Below are 17,239 nucleotides of genomic sequence, written 5' to 3' on the forward strand. Positions count from 1 at the left end.
CCGCGATCCGGGTTCCGGAACGGCGACGACTCTTGCCCGCACGGCATGCACCCATGCCCTACCGATCCGGTAGCGGCACCCCGACGGCTCGGCGACGTATGCGAATTGCCCGTTTCGAACCCCTGCCGGTGCGGGCGGCGTGACCGTTATGGTGCGGCGCGTGACCCTCCAGCAGCTGCGCTACCTCGTCGCCGTCGCGAACTTCGGCACCATGACCGCGGCCGCGGAAGCCCTCTACGTCGCCCAGTCGGCGCTGTCGCGCGCCCTGAAGGCGCTCGAACACGAGCTGGGCGCCGAGCTGTTCGTGCGCGAGGGGCGCACGGTGGGCCTGACCGCCGAGGGCTCCAGAGTGGTCCGGCTCGCCCGCACGGTGCTCGATACGGTCGCCGCGATCGAGGACATCGGCCGACCGGTCGGCACGGCGTCCGAGCCGACCCTGACCGTGGCCACCACGTCCACCCTCGCGATCGGCCATGTCGCCCGCCTGGTCGCGGCGTTCGCCGCCGAGCACCCCGAGGCGCCGATCGAGGTGACCCGGCACGACGGGCGCGAGGCGGTGCTCGCGGCGGTCCGCGCGGGTACCGCCGCGATCGGGGTGGCCGACACACCCGGAGCCGGCGATCTGCGCACCTACCGGCTCGCCGAGACCGAGGTGGTGCTGGTGTCGCCGCCGGACACCCGACTGCCCGACCCGGTGCCGTGGAGCGCGCTGCACGGCCTGCCGATGGTGCTGCCCGAGCGCGGCAGCGAGCGGCGCTCGCAGTTCGAGGCGATGTTCGCCGAGATGGGCGTGCGTCCGCTCGCCCGCTGCGAGCACAACGACCGGGTCAACTGGGTCGCGGGCGTACTCAACGGCGAGGGCTCGCTGCTGTGGTACCGGGACGTGGCCGCGGACGTCTTCGGCGACGCGGCCTCGATCCGCTCGCTCGACCCGCCGCTGTGGCGCGGCATCATGCTCGTCTGTCGCGAGGACTCCCGGGAGCGCTCGGCCCGGCTGTTCGTCGACCTGGCCCGCCGCGGCGGGGTCGGCGAACCGGACGCGGACCCAGGGCGTGTCTTCAGACCCCCGCCGAGCTCCGCGACGCCCGGCACCGCACCTCGCCGCCCCGGAAAAACAGGCGAATAGAACCACTGTGCACCTGCTTCTCCGGCACGCCGATGCACGGCACCGAACGCCGCGGAGCCCGACGGGGGTCTGAAGACACGCCCTGGTCGCCCCCGGGGACCGTCCGGCTACAGGACCGGCGCCGCCGCGGGCTCGCCCAGGTCGGGAGTGTCCGTGAACGTCACGTGCGCCCCGCCGGGACCGTGCAGCTCCAGCACGGTCACCGTGTTCTCTCCCTCCCGCAACACCGGCGCCGGGACATAGAGCGTGCGCTGCGGCCCCGCCGACCAGTAGCGGCCGAGCAGGAATCCGTTGATCCACACCAGGCCCTTGGTCCAGCCGTCGAGCCGGACGAAAGTGTCGCCGACCGTCGCCACGTCGAACGTGCCGCTACGCACCACCGGCACACCCGCCGGGATCGGCCCCGAGGTGTCCGGCAGTATCGGCCCCTCGGGCGCGTCCAGCGGCAGCGGATACATCTGCCAGCCGAACAGGCGCTGGCGCTCCCATCGCACGCCCTCGGTGATGCCCTTGCGGTCGTGCAGGCCCGGCCCGTAGTTGACTCGACCGCAGTTCTCCACCAGCAGGTCGAGCCGCGCGCCGCCGGCGGGTACGGACAACTCGCACGAGGCGGTGCCGCCCTCGCTGCGATCGAGCACCGCGACCGGCACCCCGTCGAGGAACACCTGGGCCCGGTCGGCCAGTCCGTCCACGAACAGCGGCGCACTCTCGCGCGGGCCGCTGACCCAGGTGCGGTACAGCGTGAACCCGTACGCCTGGTCCAACTCCTCCATGGTCAGCGTGTTCGGCGAGTACACCGGCGCGGACAGGTCCTCGACGTGCGCGAGCAGCGGCGCGGCCGACGGCAGCGCCACCTCGCCGAGCTTCACGCGCGCCGGCGGCGCCGGCGGCGGCTCGTCGGGCAGCGGCGCGTAGCGGCCGATCACCTCGCGGAACGCCCAATACTTCTCGGTGAGCTCGCCCGCCTCGCCGATCGGCGCGTCGTAGTCGTAGCTGGTGATCGTCGGCTGATAGGCGCCGTCGACATCGTTGGCGCCGTTCATCAGCCCGAAGTTGGTGCCTCCGTGCGCCATGTACAGGTTCACCGACCCGCCGGCCGCGAGCATGTCGTCCAGCACGCCCGCCGCGTCCGCCGCGTCCCGCACGTGGTGCGGGTCGCGCCAGTGGTCGAACCAGCCGTTCCAGAACTCCATGCACACCGGCGGCCCGTCCGGCGACCAGCGGCGCAGCGTCGCGAACGCCTCCTTGGCGCGCGAGCCGAAGTTCGCCGTCGGCAACACCCCGGCCACCGTGCCGCCCTGGAGCATCGGCTCGGTGGGCCCGTCGGAGGTGAACAGGAGGCCGCTCGCGCCGCGCCGGCGCATCCCGTCGACCAGGTGCCGCAGATAGGCCACATCGTTGCCGTAGCTGCCGTACTCGTTCTCCACCTGGAGGGCGATCACCGGCCCGCCGTGCTCCGCGAGCAGCGGTTCGACCAGCGGCATCACCGCGTCCAGCCAGCGGTCCACCGCGGCCAGATACGGCGGGTGGGAGCAGCGCAGCCGCATCCCCGGGTCCTTGAGCAGCCAGGCGGGCAGGCCGCCGAACTCCCACTCGGCGCAGATGTACGGGCCGGGCCGCACGATCGCCTTCAGCCCCTGGCGCTCGGCCGCGCGCAGGAACGCGACCAGGTCCTTGCCGCCGGTGAAGTCGAAGTTCCCCGGGGTCGGCTCGTGCAGGTTCCAGGCGACGTACGTCTCGACCGTGTTCAGGCCCAGGCTGCGCAGCCGGGCCAGCCGGTCGTCCCACTGCGCGGGGTGGACGCGGAAGTAGTGCAGGGCACCGGCGAGCAAACGAAACGGCCTGCCGTCGAGGGTGAAGCCGTCTCGACTCGGGACGAGGCTGGGGGTGGTCAAGACGCTCCTCGGTGCAGATGCGGTGCGGTGGGTCCGGATCATCGTGCACGAGGCACGCGGCGCGGACATGCACTCTTCTCGACGGCGTCGTGGACTTTTCCGGACCCGTCTACCCATGCCTCCGGTGCTCCGACCTGGATGGATACTCTCTGGTTCACTCACCTTGCCATTCGGTGACCACACACTTGGACTTTTCTTGTGGATCACCTCGACAAAAGCACGATCCGCGCGGCAACCCGTTGACGCCTTCTCGGGCAGGGCACATGATCGGCGGCCAGACAGCCTCCACCGGCTCTCCCCACCACTCCATTCCCCGAAGGGACGGCCACCCCATGTGGGCCAGCACCCGCCCGCGCAGAGGCCGCCAGACGGCCCGCCGCGCAGCCGTCGCGGTCACCCTCGCGGCACTCACCGCGCTCACCGCCTGCGGTTCGGACTCCGGCGACAAGAAGGACGGCGCCGACCAGGCGGCCCAGGGCGACAAGGCGTCCGGCGGCACCGCACAGCTCGACTTCTGGGGCTGGAACCCGGCCTATGAAAAGGCCGTGAGCGCGTTCAACGCGTCCCACCCCGACATCAAGGTCAGCTACAACAAGGTCGAGCCCGGCTCCAAGGGCGGCTACGCCAAGATGCTCGCCGCGGTGAAGGCGAACAACGCGCCGTGCCTGGCCCAGATGGGCTACGAGACGCTGCCCAGCTTCCTGGTCGAGGGCGCGCTCCAGGACGTGGACAAGGAGGCCGCGGCGATCAAGGCCAAGTACTCCGCCGGCGCCTGGTCGCAGATGGGCGTCGCGGGCAAGACCTACGGCATCCCGGTGGACACCGGCCCGGTCGCGATGTTCTACCGCACCGACGTGTTCGCCAAGCACAACCTGACCCCGCCCAAGACCTGGGACGAGTTCGCCCGGCAGGCCGACACGGTGCACACGGCCGACCCGTCGGTGGCCTACTCGGCGTTCGGCGGCAACGACCCGTGGTGGTACGCGGGCATGGCCTGGCAGAACGGCGGCAGCTGGTTCAAGCCCGAGGGCGAGACCTGGAAGGTCTCGATGACCGAACCGGGCACGCAAAAGGTCACCCAGTACTGGCAGCAGCTGCTCGACAAGAAGGCCGTCTCCTCGGACCCGACCTTCACCCCCGACTGGTACAAGCGGTTCGGCGACGGCAGCGTCGCCAGTTACGTCGGTCCGGTCTGGTTCACCGCGCTCCTGGAGGAGAACGCCAAGGACGCGGCGGGCAAGTGGGCCGTCGCGCCGATGCCGCAGTGGGACGCCGGCGGCAAGACCACCGGCAACATCGGCGGCTCCGGCACCGCCGTGCTCAAGGGCTGCAAGAACACCAAGGCCGCGGTCGCCTTCGCCGACTGGATGAGCAGCGACCCCGCGAGCCTGACCACGCTGGTCAAGGACGCGGGCATCTACCCGGCCGCGACCGCCGGGGCGACGCTGGACGCGATGCAGCAGCCGTCCGCCTACTTCGGCAACGCGAAGATCTACGACATCTTCAAGGACTCCGCCGCGCAGGCCCCGACCGGCTGGCAGTGGGGTCCCACGATGACCCAGGTCTCCGCCGACCTGACCGACCGGGTCGGCAAGGCCGGCGCCGGCAACGGCAGGCTCGCCGACGCGCTCACCGGCGTACAGGGCACCACGATCAAGGCCATCCAGGACAAGGGCCTGAAGGCCGCCGCGGGCTGACCCGGCGACACCACCCCGACGCCGGGGGCCGTCCGCACCGTGCCCCGCCGCCGCGCGTCACCTCGCGCGGCGGCGGGCCGCCGCCGGCCCCACCCGCCCGCATCCACACCCACCCGTCCCATCCACCGGGAGCCCGCCCTTGAGCGCACCGATCCCGCGGCGCAAGCGCCGGCGGTCCGCGCCCCTGATGTTCCTCGCCCCGTTCGGCGTGCTGTTCGCCGCGATGTACGCCGTCCCCGTCGGCTACGCGATCGTGGAGAGCCTGCACAAGATGCGGCGCTCCGGCCTGGGGCTGACCCCGCCCAAGCGGGTGTACGCGGGGTTCGAGAACTACACCAAGGCGCTGCACGACGACGCGCTGTGGCACGGCGTGGGCCGGGTGCTGCTGTTCGGCGTGATCCAGGTGCCGGTGATGCTCGGCCTCGCCCTGGTGCTCGCACTGCTCCTCGACGCCAAGTCGGCCCGCCTGAAGGGCTTCTTCCGCACCGCCTACTTCCTGCCCTACGCCATCCCCGGCGTGGTCGCCACCATCCTGTGGGCGTTCCTGTACATGCCGCGCTCCAGCCCCGTGGTGAGCATGCTGGACGCGGTCGGCCTGCCGTCCGACTTCCTCGGCGAGGACGCGGTCCTGTGGTCGATCGCCAACGTGGTCACCTGGACCTGGACCGGCTACAACATGCTGGTCATCTACTCCGCGCTCCAGGCCATCCCGCAGGAGCTGTACGAGGCCGCCGAGTTGGACGGGTGCGGCCCGTGGCGCACCGCGTGGCGGATCAAGGTGCCGCTGGTCGCCCCGGCGATCGCGCTGACCACCGTGTTCTCCGTGATCGGCACGCTCCAGCTCTACACCGAACCGCGCGTGTTGCGCCCGCTGACCTCGTCGCTGGACGCCGACTACACGCCGATCATGTCCGCCTACCACAAGGCCGTCGAGAACAACGACTACGGCCAGGGCGCCGCGGTCTCGGTGCTGCTCGCGCTGGGCACGTGCGTACTGTCCTTCGCCGTGCTCAAGATCTCCGCCCGGCTCACGAACGGCAGGTCCTCGCTGTGACGACACTGACCGACAAGCCCGCGAGCCCGGTCCGCGCACCCGTCGCGCACCCCGCGCCCAAGCCGGCCAAGGGCCGCACCGCGCCGATGCGTTCGCAGGTGCTGACCACCTCGTTCCTGTTCCTGGTGGCGACCTACTTTCTGATGCCGGTGTGGTGGCTGCTGGTCTCCTCGACCAAGTCCTCCAGCGACCTGTTTCGCGGCAACGGCTTCTGGTTCGCCGACTGGAACCTGGGCGCCAATCTGCGGCAACTGTTCAGCGAGGACGGCGGCATCTTCCTGCGCTGGGTGTTCAACTCGGTGCTGTACGCGGTCGGCGGTGGCATCGTGGCCACCTTCCTGGCCGCGATGGCCGGCTACGCGTTGGCCAAGTACCGCTTCCGCGGCCGAGGCACGATCTTCTCGGTGATCCTGGGCGCGGTGCTGATCCCCACCCCGATGCTGGCGCTGCCGATCTACCTGATGTTGTCCAAGGTGCATCTGGTCGACACGATCTGGGCGGTGCTGCTGCCCGCCGCGGTCAGCCCGTTCGGCGTCTTCCTGGCCAAGACCTACGCCGAGGCGTCGGTGCCGGACGAGCTGATCGAGGCCGCCCGGCTCGACGGCGCGAGCGAGTTCCGGATCTTCTACACCATCGGGCTGCGGATCATGTCGCCCGCGCTGGTGACCATCTTCCTGTTCCAACTGGTCGCCGTCTGGAACAACTTCTTCCTGCCGCTGATCACGCTCAACAACCAGCACCTGTGGCCGGTCACGCTGGGCCTGAACGCGTGGAACAGCGACCTCACCCAGCCGCACGCCAACCTCGTCGTGGTCGGTGCGCTGGTGTCGGTGATCCCGCTGGTCGCCGCGTTCTGGTCGCTCCAGCGGTTCTGGCGCACCGACCTGGTCGCGGGCGGGGTCAAGGCGTGAGGAACCGCTTCGCGACGGGCGCCGGCCGCCGTACGATCGGCGCACCATGATCTTCGCGCGCTACCTCACGCCCGCCAAAGAGCACCAGCGGCTCGGCCTGGTGTGCCTGGGCGTCGGCTGGCAGCAGGTCACCGCGATGCAGTTCGAGGGTCGGGTGCTCGGCTGCTACCAACTCACCCTGATCACCGGGGGATCGGGCTGGTTCCGCTCGGGCAACCGGCACGCGCCGCGGATCCCCGTCCAGGCGCCCGCGGCGTTCCTGCTCTTCCCCGGTGAGTACCACTCCTACAGCCCGGACCCGACGGGCTGGCGCGAGCACTGGGTGCTGTTCGAGGGGCCGACCGCGGCGGCGTACGAGGACCTGGGGTTCCTGGACCGGGCCGAGCCGGTGATGTCGCTCGGCGGGGTACGGCCGCTGCGCCAGGGCTTCGACCGGCTGCTGACCGCGGTGGAGCCGGGCGCGCCGAACCGCGAGGTGGTCACCTCGGCGATCGTGCACCAGTTGATCATCGACCTGAAGACGATCCGGGTCGACGAGGACGGCTCGCGGGTGGTCCGCTACTTCGACGAGCACGCCACCGAGCCGCTGACCGTCGGCGAGCACGCCCGGCGGCTGGGCCTGGACGAGGCGGGCCTGCGCAGCGAGATGCAGCGGGCGACCGGCACCACGCCGAAGGAGTACATCGTGCGGACCCGGCTGTCCCGGGCCAAACGCCTGCTGCTCGCCACCGACCAGTCCATCCACGAGGTGGCCCGCAACGTCGGCTACGACGACCCGGCCTACTTCGCCCGACTGTTCTCCCGGCGTGTGCACCAGTCCCCGTCCGAGTTCCGACGCACCGGGCAGACGTCGGGTCAGCCCTGAGCCGCATCGGCCCGCGGTGACTCACCGCGCGGTCTCGACCTCCCGGCGTGTCCCGGCTGCCGCGACCGCTTCCAGCACCGCCACCACCGCGACGACCACCACCACGATCAGCAGCACCGACCACACCGTCGGCTCGTTCCACACGCACAGCCAGATCCCGCCGAGCAGGCCGGTCACCGCGTACACCGGCCCCCGATGCGCGGCCACGAACACGCCCACCGACCCGGTGCCGAAACCGTGCCGGGCCAACGCCGCGCCCGCCCGATCCGGCGCGACCACGAAGGCCCGCCGGATCGTGCCCGCCGGCCGGGCCGGTCCGGCCACAAACGCCGCGATCGCGAGCGCCACGGCGGCCACGCCCAGCGTGCGGGTGGTCCGGCGCAGGAAGCTCACCAGCGCGTCGTAGACCGCCGCCGCCGCGTCCCGGGAGACCTCCGGCGGCAGGTCGTCCAGGTAGGTCCGACGGGCCACCGCGAGCATGATGCCCAGCGCGAGCAGGGTCAGCGCGGTGCCCACGCCCGCCCACAGCAGCGCGGGCCGGCGGCGCGGCGCGAGGCACACGCCCAGGACGAACAGCACCACGACCACGATCGGCAGCCAGGTGCCCGCGGTGTCCAGGAAGCGAAACGCGTCCTGCCCGGTGCGCAACCCCTCGCGGTGCACCAGCACGTAGCGGCGGTCGATGTCGGGGATGTTCGAGGCGACCGCGAAACCCCGACCCACCAGGCCCTGCCGCACCTGATCGATCATCGGCCCCAGGTCGAGCACCACCTCGCCGTTCGTGGTGCTCACGGTGCCGCTGTCCTTGCCTTCCAGCGCGTCCAGCGCGGATGCGTGCGCGATCCGGAGCGCGTCCCGCCAGATCACGGTGAACGCGTCGCTCGCCACGAACGCCTGCGCGGCCTGGTCGGCCACGCCCGCCAGCAGACTCTGCAGCGAGCCGGACACCGGCCCGGAGCCGTTGTTCGGCCCCAGACCGAGCGCCTCGCGCAGCGAATCGGTCAGTCCGCCCACGTCGACCGCCTGCACGGCCGCCGTGGCCAGTCGGGCGGAGACCGCGTCCTGTACCGCGGTGTTCCCGGACAGCGGGGCCAGCGCGGCGACGAAGCGGTCGGTGTCGGCCACCTCGTCCCGCGCCCAGGCGGCGGTCACCGCCACCGGGGTGAGCAGACAGGCGAGGACCACCAGGAGGCAGGCCAGGGTGAAGCGCACCGGATGCCCGGTCCGGACCTGCTCGGCTGACCTCGACATCGCCGGCGTCCTCTCCTCGTTCACGGCCCGCGTTCGTCCCGTGCGGGTTCCATGAAATCCGGAGATCTACTCGGATTGGACAAAAGGTGCAAATTATGTCTTGGCGTGTCAAAGTGCGAGAGGGTCGACTCGTCGGGTCGCCGTCTGCGCGACGGCGGGCAAGCGGGCGGCGCCGCATGGAAATCGAGTGAAAATCAGGCACATCCGCCCGGCCGTCCGGCCGGGGTTGGGAGTAGGCCATGAACAGCACAACCCGCAGGACGAGCGCCTGGTCCGGCTGGGTGGCATTCGCCGCCTGCACGTTGCTCGTCCTGGGTGTCCTCAACCTCTTCCAGGGGTTCACGGCCCTGTTCTCCGACGGGTACTTCGTCACCCGCTCCGGTGATCTGCTGGTCTGGAACTACAACACCTGGGGCGTCATCCTGCTGATCTTCGGCGGGCTGCAACTGCTCATCGGTGGTGGGCTGCTCACCGGCAAGACCTGGGCCAGGGTGGCCGGCTCGCTGCTGGTGATGCTGAACATCATCGCCGAGATCGGCTTCCTGGCCGCGCACCCCGTCTGGTCCACCATCGTGGTGGCGCTCGACCTGGTGGTCCTGTTCGCGCTGACCGTGCGCTGGGACGCGGCGCAGGGATATCGCGACGAGAGCATCGCCGAGTGGCAGGCCCGGGACGAGGAGGCATACCGGACCGGGACCGGCGCGCACCGCCGCTCCGACCGCGACGAGACCATGCCGTAACGGCGCGTCACACCCGTCTCGTCACCCGTTCGCCACGTACGACGGCCCCCGGCGGGGCGTCGTGCGTGGCGTTCGTGCGTGGTGCTCGGCGCGGTGCTTGTGCGGTCGGGGCGGGGGGTCTACGAGCGAAGCCACATCGCTTCCCGGCCGCGGCCCAGGGTGTCGAGGAAGCGGGCCAGTTGGCCGGCCGCCGCCGGGTGGCCCTCGGCCAGGGCGCGGCGGTACATCTCCTCCGCCTCGCGGACGCGGCCCCGGCGCTCGTACAGGCCGGCGTAGCCGATCGAGGCGTCGCGGTGGCCCTCGGTGAGGGCGCGCCGGTACAGCTTGTCGGCCTCCTTCATCCGGCCCTTCGCGGCCAGCAGGCCGGCGAGGTTGACCGTCGCGTCGGGGTGGCCCTGCGCGTAGGTGTGCCGGAACCACTGCTCGGCTTCGTCGAGCCGACCGGTGTTGGCGAGAAGCAGGCCCAGATTGTGTCCGGCGTCGTCGTGGCCCCGTGCGGCGGCGTGCCGGAACAGGTGTTCGGCCTCCGGCGCGCGCCCGAGGCGGAGCAGCAGCCGGCCGAGGTTGTTCGCCGCGTCCGGATGGCCCTGGACGAGGGCGCGGCGGTACAGCTCTTCGGCCTCGGCGTGCCGATCGTGCGTGGCGAGCAGGTCGGCGAGGTCGTTGGCGGCCTCCGGGTGGTTGCGGGCCAGTGCCTCCCGGTACAGCGCCTCGGCCTCGGCATCCCGGCCGGTGTCGGCCAGGTGGTAGGCGAGCTGCACGGCGGCGTCCGGGTCGCCGGCCGCGACCGCCCGCCGCAACCCGGCCTCGTCGTCGTCGGCGGGCGCGGAAGGGGCGGGGACGGCGAAGCCCGAGGCGGCGGGCGATCCCGGCGGGAAGCTCGGCGGCGCCGGGAGCGGCGGCGGCGGGGTGGGCCGGCGCGAGGGGTCGACCGGAGCGGCCGGGGCGACGACGCGAGCACCACCCGCCTCGGCGGGGACGGGCGGCGCATCGGCCGTGGTGGGCGCCACGTCGGCCGGATCCGACCCGGGGTCGGCCGGCGCCGATGGGGCCTCGGCCTCGGTCGGCGGTGCCTCGGACGACGTGGCCGGTGTCTTGGTCAGGGTCAGCGGTGCCTCGGTCGGCGACGCCGGCGCCTCCGGCGAGGCGGGCGGCACCTCGGCGGCCGTGGGCGGCACCTCGGCGGAGGTCGCCGGCACTTCCGCCGGGGCGGCCGGCGCCTCGGCCGTGGTGGGCGGCACGTCGGTCGGATTCGGCAGGGGGCCGATCGGGGTCGGCGCCACCTCGGTCGGGACGGGTGGTGCCTCGGCCTCGGTCGGCGGCACCTCGGCGGGGGCGGGCGGCGCCTCGGCTTCGGTCGGCGGGGCCTCGGTCGGGACGGGTGGTGCCTCGGTGGAGGCTCGCGAGTCGGTTCGTGACGGCGTCGGGTCGGTCAGGCGGTGGGCCACCTCGGCGGCGGTCGGCGGGCGCTGTGCCGGGTCCTTGGCGAGCAGGTCCAGGACCAGGCGACTCACGTGCGGCGGGACGTCGGGGCGGCGCCGGTCCACCGCCTCCGGGGTGCGTCGGAGCTGGGCGTACACCGTGGCCGCGATGTCCCCGGTGCCGAACGGCGGTGTCCCGGTGAGCAGTTCGTACAGCACGCAGCCGAGTGCGTAGAGGTCCGCGGCCGGTTCGGCGGGGCGACCGCGCAGCCGTTCGGGCGCGGTGTAGGCGAGCGTGCCGATCAGGGCGGTGCCGGACGCGGCGACCGCCCCGAGCCGGTCGGCCAGGCCGACGTCGAGGACGCGGATATCGCCGTCGGCGGTCAGGAACAGGTCGGCCGGCTTGAGGTCGCCGTGCACCACGCCGGCCCGGTGCGCGTGGTCGAGCGCGGCGCAGATCCGCGCCGTCCAGTGCAACACCTCGGACACGGCGGGCAGTTCGGGCAGCGCCTCGCGCAGCACCGTACGCAGGTCGCGGCCGGTGAGCAGTTCGGTGACCAGGAACGGCGTGCCGTCGTCGGTCAGGCCGACGTCGGACACCGCGACCAGGTCGGGGTGTTCGAGCGGCGCGGCGGCCCGCGTGCGCTCCACGAACCGGGTCGCGACCGCCTCGTCCGGCGGCCCGTGCAGCAGCTTGACCGCGACCTCGCGGTCCTCGACCGAGTCCCGCGCGGCCCATACCCGCCCGAGCCCCCCACGACCACGCTGTTCCACCAACTCGTACCGGTCCGCCACCCGACCCATCGCAGTCACGCCATCTCCCTCGTCCCGGTACCGTCGAGGGCGATCCTGCCGCACCCGGCGGGGGGCGTGTCGAGTCGCCGTCACCCGCTCGAACCCCGCGCGCCGGCCGCCCCGATCCCGGGGTCGGGACACGGCGGCCCCGGCCGGTGATGCAGCATGGTGGTTCGCGCCGCGTCCTCGCGCCGGCCCAAGGAGAAACGCACCGTGACCCGGAACCTCGCGAACCGGCTGCGCGACGTCGCCCGATACCCGCGACGCAGCCCCGCGACCTTCGTCGTGCTGATCCTGCTCGCGATCAACGGGATCGTGGTCGGCGGCCTGATGTCCGAGCCGGCCGCGGACCGGCTCCTGGCGGACATCAGCACCAACCTCGACAACCTGGACCACCATCCGTTTCGCGCGATGGCGGGCAGCCTGCTGGTGGCGGACGTGCACGGCACCCTGTTCGGCAACGTGACCACGATCGGGTTCGGCATCGGGGTGTGCATGGCGGTGCTGGAGCGCCGGATCGGCACGGTGCGCGCGGTCGGCGTCACGCTCCTGGGCCACGTGGGCGCGACGCTGCTCACCACGGTCGTGCTGATCGCGGCGATCCACGCGGGCACATATCCCGAGGACACCCGGTACACGCTCGACTACGGGGTGAGCTACGCCTCGATGGCGGCCATAGCGGCGGTCACCCCGCTGCTGGCCAAGCCGCTGCGGCCACTGTGGGCGCTCGGCTGCCTGCTGTACCCGTTCTCGTCCGTGCAGTGGTACGGCGACCTGCCGGACTTCACCACGATCGGGCACGTCTCGGCCGCGCTGATCGGCCTCGGTGCCGGATTCCTGTTCACGGGCCGATGGCGGCCGGGCTCGGGCCGGCCACTGTCGAGGACCGCGCTCGTGCCGACGGCCCCGGACCCGCTCCCGGAGGTCGCCGGGAACGGGCGGGCCGAGCCGTAGGACGAGGCGCGGCCTCGTCTCGGACGCAGTGCGGTCAGCGCTCGATCGGCGGCACGCGCCACTCGATCTGTACGCGGTCCTCCAGCGGCAACTCCTCCGGGCCGAGCGCGACATGGTCGATCACGTAGCGGAAGAGCAGGACGACGGCGTCGGATTCCATCTCCGGCAGGGTCTGCCGGGTGGCCCCGAGGACGTCGAGCAGGAGTACCGGGTCGGACTCCAACTCCTCGATCTCCTCGGCCAGTTCGGCGTCGATCTCGTCCGCCGCGACGAGCGCCGCGATGGAGTGGGCGAGGAAGGCCGGCTCGGATTCGAGGCGCAGCAGCACCTGCTCGGTGACGAACGCGTCGAGCAGGTCGGCGTCGATGTCGATGCCGCCGCCGGCGCAGCCACAACCGTCGCCGCAGCCGCCGGGCGCGCTGATGTCCTCGAGGGTGAGGGGAGTGCCGGTGGGGGAGAGGGAGATCGGCTGGACCGAGTCGTCGGACGCGGGGATGCCGGAGGAGGAGGACACGCGAACCCTTCGGGGCTGGGAGACTGGCGGGGAGCGTCCATGGTCGCACCCGGCGCCGACCGGCGGACCGGTGCGCGTGGCGGTGGGCGGGAGCCGACCGGGCGGTTCGGACAAGATCGAGACGATCCCGCCGGCCCGGTGGTCCGACGTGCTAACGTTAATTGCTGCTGTGGTTCCCATGGAATTTTCTGTGCGCCTGCTGGTTGTAGCCAACAGGTGCACTTTTGTTTTTCCGGTGTCCAACTCCGGGCGGGGTAATCAGCAACGATTCGGGTCTCGCAGGGTGCGGGATCCCGGTACTGCCCCGAAGGGGAAGATACGTGGCTACTGGCACCGTGAAGTGGTTCAACGGCGAAAAGGGCTTCGGCTTCATCGAGCAGGACGGTGGCGGCCCCGACGTCTTCGCCCACTACTCGAACATCAACGCTCAGGGTTTCCGTGAGCTGCAGGAAGGCCAGAAGGTCTCCTTCGACGTCACGCAGGGCCAGAAGGGCCCGCAGGCGGAGAACATCAACATCGTCTGATTTCGCTCATGGGCGTGGCCTCGGTCACGCAGCGAGGGCCCGCGCCGCACGGTGCGGGCCCTTCCCGTGGCAGCCGGCCGTCCCGGTCGGCGACTCCCGGAATCGATCCGGGGGAGCCACGGCGCACCACCCAGGCGGATGCCCGGCATCCGCCGTTCAGGACCCTGCCCGACGCGACCTCGTCGCGCGGCCTCGCACGGTCCGGCACATCGGCCGCCGCTCTTCGGCAGGCGCCCGACCGTTGCGCAACATCTCGACGCGAGTGACCCGAGTCACCACGTCGGTTCTTCAGTTCAGGTACTCCGGCTCGTTCTTGCGACTCCTTGTGCGGCTTCCCGCCGCGCGGAGACGTCCTCGATACGCGCCGCATCGAGGAAGGTTCTCCATGAATCGCACCCCCCGTTCCAGCTCCAACGATCGTTACGGCCGCAGCGGCGGCGGCTCCGGCTCCGGCCGGGGCGGCTACGGCGGCGGTGGCGGTCGAGGCCGCGGCGGCGCCCCGTCGGGCAACCGGCGCAAGCCGATGACCGCGGCGCCCGTCGCCGAGTTCGCGCTGCCGGTCAGCACCACCCCGTCGCTGCCCGCGGTCGCCGCGTTCGCCGAGCTGGACATGCCCAAGCAGCTGCTCGCCGCGCTCACCCGCAACGGCGTCACCGAGCCGTTCCCGATCCAGGCGGCCACCCTGCCCAACGCGCTGGTCGGCCGGGACGTGCTCGGCCGCGGCCGGACCGGCTCGGGCAAGACGCTCGCGTTCGGTCTCGCGATGCTGGCCCGGATCGCCGGTCGCCGCGCCGAGAGCAAGCAGCCGCTCGCGCTGGTCCTGGTGCCCACCCGCGAGCTGGCCCAGCAGGTCACCGACGCGCTGATGCCGTACGCCACCTCGGTGCAGCTGCGGATGACCACGGTCGTCGGCGGCATGTCGCTGGGTCGCCAGGCCAGTTCGCTCCGCAACGGCGCCGAGGTCGTGGTGGCCACCCCGGGCCGGCTCAAGGACCTGATCGACCGCGGCGACGCGCGTCTGGACGCGGTCGGCATCACGGTGCTCGACGAGGCCGACCAGATGGCCGACATGGGCTTCATGCCGCAGGTCACCGCGCTGCTCGACCAGGTGCAGCCGGACGGGCAGCGGATGTTGTTCTCGGCCACCCTCGACCGCAACGTCGACCGGCTGGTCAAGCGTTTCCTCTCCGACCCGGTCGTGCACTCGGTCGACCCGTCGCAGGGCGCGGTCACCACGATGGAGCACCACGTGCTGCACGTGAGCGAGGCCGACAAGCACACCGCCGCGACGCACATCGCCGCCCGCGAGGGCCGGGTGATCATGTTCATGGACACCAAGCACGCGGTGGACCGGCTCACCCGGCAGATGTTGCAGAGCGGCGTGCGCGCCGCGGCGCTGCACGGCGGCAAGTCGCAGCCGCAGCGCACCCGCACCCTGGAGCAGTTCAAGAGCGGGCACGTCACCGCGCTGATCGCGACCAACGTCGCGGCGCGCGGGATCCACGTGGACGGCCTGGACCTGGTGGTCAACATCGACCCGCCGACCGACCACAAGGACTACCTGCACCGCGGTGGCCGTACCGCGCGCGCCGGCGAGTCGGGCAGCGTCGTGACGCTGGTCACGCCGAACCAGCGCCGCGAGATGGCCCGGCTGATGATGATCGCCGGCATCGAGGCCGAGACCATCCAGGTGCGCTCGGGCGACGAGGAACTCACCCGCGTCACCGGCGCGCAGGTGCCCTCCGGCGTCCCGGTCGTAATCTCCTCGCCGGCCTCCGAGTCGCCGCGCCGCGGTGGCGCCGGCGGCGGTCGTGGTCGCGGCCGTCGGCCCGGCCAGGGCGGCGGCAGCGGCACCGGACGGCGTCCGTCGGCCGCCGCGTCCGGCGCGACCTCGGGCCGCTCCGGCGGCTCGAACGGCGCCCCGGCCCAGCGCCGGCGCACCGCCGTCGCGTAGTCCGCGTCGCGCGGCGTTCGACCGCCGCGCGACCGGTGCATCAACTCCGAAGCCGCGTCCGGGATTTGTCCCGGGCGCGGCTTTCGTGCCGTGCCGGGGCGAGCGGTTGCGTCCGGATCATGTCGAAACCGTCACACCGCGTGGGGGAACGGGGAATTGATCCGCATTGTTAGTGTTGAACGATCCCCGGTCGTCCACCCCTCGTGAGGTCGCACGTGCGTAAGCCCCTGATATCCGGCTCCCGCAAGGGAATTCGTGTTCTCGCGCTGCCGCTCGTCGCGGCCGCGGTGGTGCTCACGGGATGCGGCTCGGGAGGGGCCGACAAGGCGGCGAAGTCGGACGCGGCACAGGCGAAGCCGGGTGACGCGGACAATGAGGCGAAGGACACACCCGCGCGGGTGACGGTGGATCCGGCCGACGGCACCCAGGGGGTCCTGCCGGGCAAGCCGGTCACCGTGACGGCCGACTCCGGGACGCTGACCTCGGTGCGGGTCGTGGACGCGCAGAACCGGGCGATCGAGGGCACGATCGGGGCCGACGGCCGCACCTGGACCTCCACCACGCGCACCGTGCCGGGCGCGGCCTACACGGTGACCGCGACCACGAAGGGCAAGAAGGGCGCGGAGAACTCGGCCACCACGAAGTTCGGCACGCTCAAGGCCGACACGGTCAACAAGGTCACCCTGCGGCCGGCCAACGGCGGCACCTTCGGCGTCGGACAGCCGGTGTCGGTGATGTTCGACTACGCGGTCAAGGACAAGGCCGAGGTCGAGCGCAACCTCAAGGTCACCACGACGCCGAACGTCGAGGGCTCGTGGGGCTGGACCAAGGACATCTCCGGCAAGGACCGGGTCGACTGGCGTCCGCGCGAGTTCTGGCCCAGCGGTACGAAGGTCACCCTGAACGCGAACCTGGGCGGTGTGGCCAGCGGCCCCGGCACCTACTTCGCGCGCGACTACGAGAGCACCTTCACCGTCGGCACCAACCGGGTCGTCGAGGTGGACGTCCCGAAGAAGCGGCTGACCATCATGGAGGACGGCGTCGCGGTCAAGACGATCAAGGTGTCGGCCGGTTCCAGCGAGTTCCCCACGCGTGGCGGCACGCACGTGATCCTGAACAAGAACGCCAAGGAGACGCTCGACTCCACCACGGTCGGCCTGGGTGACAGCTACAACCTCCCGGACGTGCCGTGGGTGGTGCACTTCACCTCCTCCGGCACCTTCTTCCACTCGGCCGCGTGGAACACCGCCAACATCGGCGTCGCCAACACCAGCCACGGCTGCGTCGGGATGACCGTCCCGGACGCCGAGTGGTTCTTCAACCGGGTCGACGTCGGCGACCCGGTCGTGGTCAAGGGCTCGACCAACACCGAGACCACCGAGCCCGGCAACGGCTTCGGCAACTGGCAGATGAGCTACGACCAGTGGAAGGCCAAGAGCGCGCTCGCGGGCTGACCCGCACGCTCGCGGGTCGGCCCCCTTCGCACCGGCGGGCCGACCCGCTCTCGCGGGCCGGCCGTCGGCCCCGGATCGGCTCGA

The 17,239-nt window shown here is 71.9% G+C and carries 14 protein-coding genes; 10 read left to right on the forward strand and 4 right to left on the reverse strand.

The window, feature by feature from the left end; all coding sequences use genetic code 11:
- Positions 1 to 160: 160 nt before the first annotated feature.
- Complete coding sequence (locus tag ACFXKZ_RS02990) at positions 161 to 1,126, forward strand: LysR family transcriptional regulator (protein ID WP_379995734.1); 966 nt, start codon at positions 161 to 163, stop codon at positions 1,124 to 1,126.
- A 107-nt stretch (positions 1,127 to 1,233) separates the two neighbouring features.
- On the opposite strand, the gene ACFXKZ_RS02995 is transcribed toward ACFXKZ_RS02990, so the two are convergent.
- Complete coding sequence (locus tag ACFXKZ_RS02995) at positions 1,234 to 3,063, reverse strand: glycoside hydrolase family 35 protein (RefSeq protein WP_379997268.1); 1,830 nt, start codon at positions 3,061 to 3,063, stop codon at positions 1,234 to 1,236.
- Positions 3,064 to 3,353: 290 nt separating this feature from the next.
- Between ACFXKZ_RS02995 and ACFXKZ_RS03000 the strand changes: the two genes are divergently transcribed.
- The 4 genes from ACFXKZ_RS03000 to ACFXKZ_RS03015 all read left to right on the forward strand — a co-directional run bounded on the left by ACFXKZ_RS03000 (position 3,354) and on the right by ACFXKZ_RS03015 (position 7,548).
- The gene (locus ACFXKZ_RS03000; protein WP_379995736.1) at positions 3,354 to 4,718 is read left to right on the forward strand and encodes an ABC transporter substrate-binding protein; all 1,365 of its coding nucleotides are present in this window, start codon (positions 3,354 to 3,356) and stop codon (positions 4,716 to 4,718) included.
- 187 nt (positions 4,719 to 4,905) lie between these two features.
- A complete protein-coding gene (locus ACFXKZ_RS03005) occupies positions 4,906 to 5,772 on the forward strand; it encodes a carbohydrate ABC transporter permease (protein WP_379997270.1) in 867 nt (288 codons plus the stop codon).
- Positions 5,769 to 6,683 (forward strand): carbohydrate ABC transporter permease, encoded by a 915-nt coding sequence (locus tag ACFXKZ_RS03010; protein WP_379995738.1) that lies wholly within the window; start codon positions 5,769 to 5,771, stop codon positions 6,681 to 6,683. Before ACFXKZ_RS03005 ends, ACFXKZ_RS03010 begins: the two co-directional genes overlap by 4 nt.
- A 46-nt stretch (positions 6,684 to 6,729) precedes the next feature.
- Complete coding sequence (locus tag ACFXKZ_RS03015) at positions 6,730 to 7,548, forward strand: AraC family transcriptional regulator (protein WP_379995740.1); 819 nt, start codon at positions 6,730 to 6,732, stop codon at positions 7,546 to 7,548.
- 21 nt (positions 7,549 to 7,569) lie between these two features.
- Here ACFXKZ_RS03015 and ACFXKZ_RS03020 read toward each other — a convergent pair whose 3' ends face one another.
- On the reverse strand, positions 7,570 to 8,799 hold the full coding sequence (locus tag ACFXKZ_RS03020) for a hypothetical protein (RefSeq protein ID WP_379995742.1): 1,230 nt from the start codon (positions 8,797 to 8,799) through the stop codon (positions 7,570 to 7,572).
- A 239-nt stretch (positions 8,800 to 9,038) separates the two neighbouring features.
- Here ACFXKZ_RS03020 and ACFXKZ_RS03025 point away from each other — a divergent pair, with 239 nt between their 5' ends.
- A complete protein-coding gene (locus ACFXKZ_RS03025) occupies positions 9,039 to 9,539 on the forward strand; it encodes a hypothetical protein (RefSeq protein WP_379995744.1) in 501 nt (166 codons plus the stop codon).
- Positions 9,540 to 9,658: 119 nt separating this feature from the next.
- Here ACFXKZ_RS03025 and ACFXKZ_RS03030 read toward each other — a convergent pair whose 3' ends face one another.
- Positions 9,659 to 11,764, reverse strand: coding sequence for a protein kinase (locus ACFXKZ_RS03030; protein WP_379997272.1), 2,106 nt, complete (start codon positions 11,762 to 11,764; stop codon positions 9,659 to 9,661).
- A gap of 204 nt (positions 11,765 to 11,968) precedes the next feature.
- On the opposite strand from ACFXKZ_RS03030, the gene ACFXKZ_RS03035 reads away from it, so the two are divergent.
- Positions 11,969 to 12,709, forward strand: a complete 741-nt coding sequence (locus ACFXKZ_RS03035; protein ID WP_379995746.1) for a rhomboid-like protein — start codon at positions 11,969 to 11,971, stop codon at positions 12,707 to 12,709.
- 34 nt (positions 12,710 to 12,743) lie between these two features.
- Here ACFXKZ_RS03035 and ACFXKZ_RS03040 read toward each other — a convergent pair whose 3' ends face one another.
- The gene (locus ACFXKZ_RS03040) at positions 12,744 to 13,223 is read right to left on the reverse strand and encodes a hypothetical protein (protein WP_379995748.1); all 480 of its coding nucleotides are present in this window, start codon (positions 13,221 to 13,223) and stop codon (positions 12,744 to 12,746) included.
- Positions 13,224 to 13,543: 320 nt separating this feature from the next.
- Here ACFXKZ_RS03040 and ACFXKZ_RS03045 point away from each other — a divergent pair, with 320 nt between their 5' ends.
- From ACFXKZ_RS03045 to ACFXKZ_RS03055, 3 genes are all read left to right on the forward strand, one after another.
- On the forward strand, positions 13,544 to 13,747 hold the full coding sequence (locus ACFXKZ_RS03045) for a cold-shock protein (protein WP_020554660.1): 204 nt from the start codon (positions 13,544 to 13,546) through the stop codon (positions 13,745 to 13,747).
- Positions 13,748 to 14,132: 385 nt separating this feature from the next.
- Complete coding sequence (locus ACFXKZ_RS03050; RefSeq protein ID WP_379995750.1) at positions 14,133 to 15,701, forward strand: DEAD/DEAH box helicase; 1,569 nt, start codon at positions 14,133 to 14,135, stop codon at positions 15,699 to 15,701.
- A 215-nt stretch (positions 15,702 to 15,916) separates the two neighbouring features.
- Positions 15,917 to 17,155: an Ig-like domain-containing protein gene (locus ACFXKZ_RS03055; protein WP_379995752.1), complete on the forward strand. Its 1,239-nt coding sequence runs from the start codon at positions 15,917 to 15,919 to the stop codon at positions 17,153 to 17,155.
- Positions 17,156 to 17,239: the final 84 nt, after the last annotated feature.

This window comes from Embleya sp. NPDC059237, assembly GCF_042754105.1.
Classification (GTDB): domain Bacteria; phylum Actinomycetota; class Actinomycetes; order Streptomycetales; family Streptomycetaceae; genus Embleya.

Coding starts and splice junctions, on each gene's coding strand:
- ACFXKZ_RS03000 (WP_379995736.1), top strand. CDS start 3,354: ATGTGGGCCAGCACCCGCCCGCGCAGAGGCCGCCAGACGGCCCGCCGC.
- ACFXKZ_RS03030 (WP_379997272.1), bottom strand. CDS start 11,764: ATGGGTCGGGTGGCGGACCGGTACGAGTTGGTGGAACAGCGTGGTCGT.
- ACFXKZ_RS03005 (WP_379997270.1), top strand. CDS start 4,906: ATGTTCCTCGCCCCGTTCGGCGTGCTGTTCGCCGCGATGTACGCCGTC.
- ACFXKZ_RS03025 (WP_379995744.1), top strand. CDS start 9,039: ATGAACAGCACAACCCGCAGGACGAGCGCCTGGTCCGGCTGGGTGGCA.
- ACFXKZ_RS03015 (WP_379995740.1), top strand. CDS start 6,730: ATGATCTTCGCGCGCTACCTCACGCCCGCCAAAGAGCACCAGCGGCTC.
- ACFXKZ_RS02995 (WP_379997268.1), bottom strand. CDS start 3,063: ATGATCCGGACCCACCGCACCGCATCTGCACCGAGGAGCGTCTTGACC.
- ACFXKZ_RS03050 (WP_379995750.1), top strand. CDS start 14,133: ATGAATCGCACCCCCCGTTCCAGCTCCAACGATCGTTACGGCCGCAGC.
- ACFXKZ_RS03020 (WP_379995742.1), bottom strand. CDS start 8,799: ATGTCGAGGTCAGCCGAGCAGGTCCGGACCGGGCATCCGGTGCGCTTC.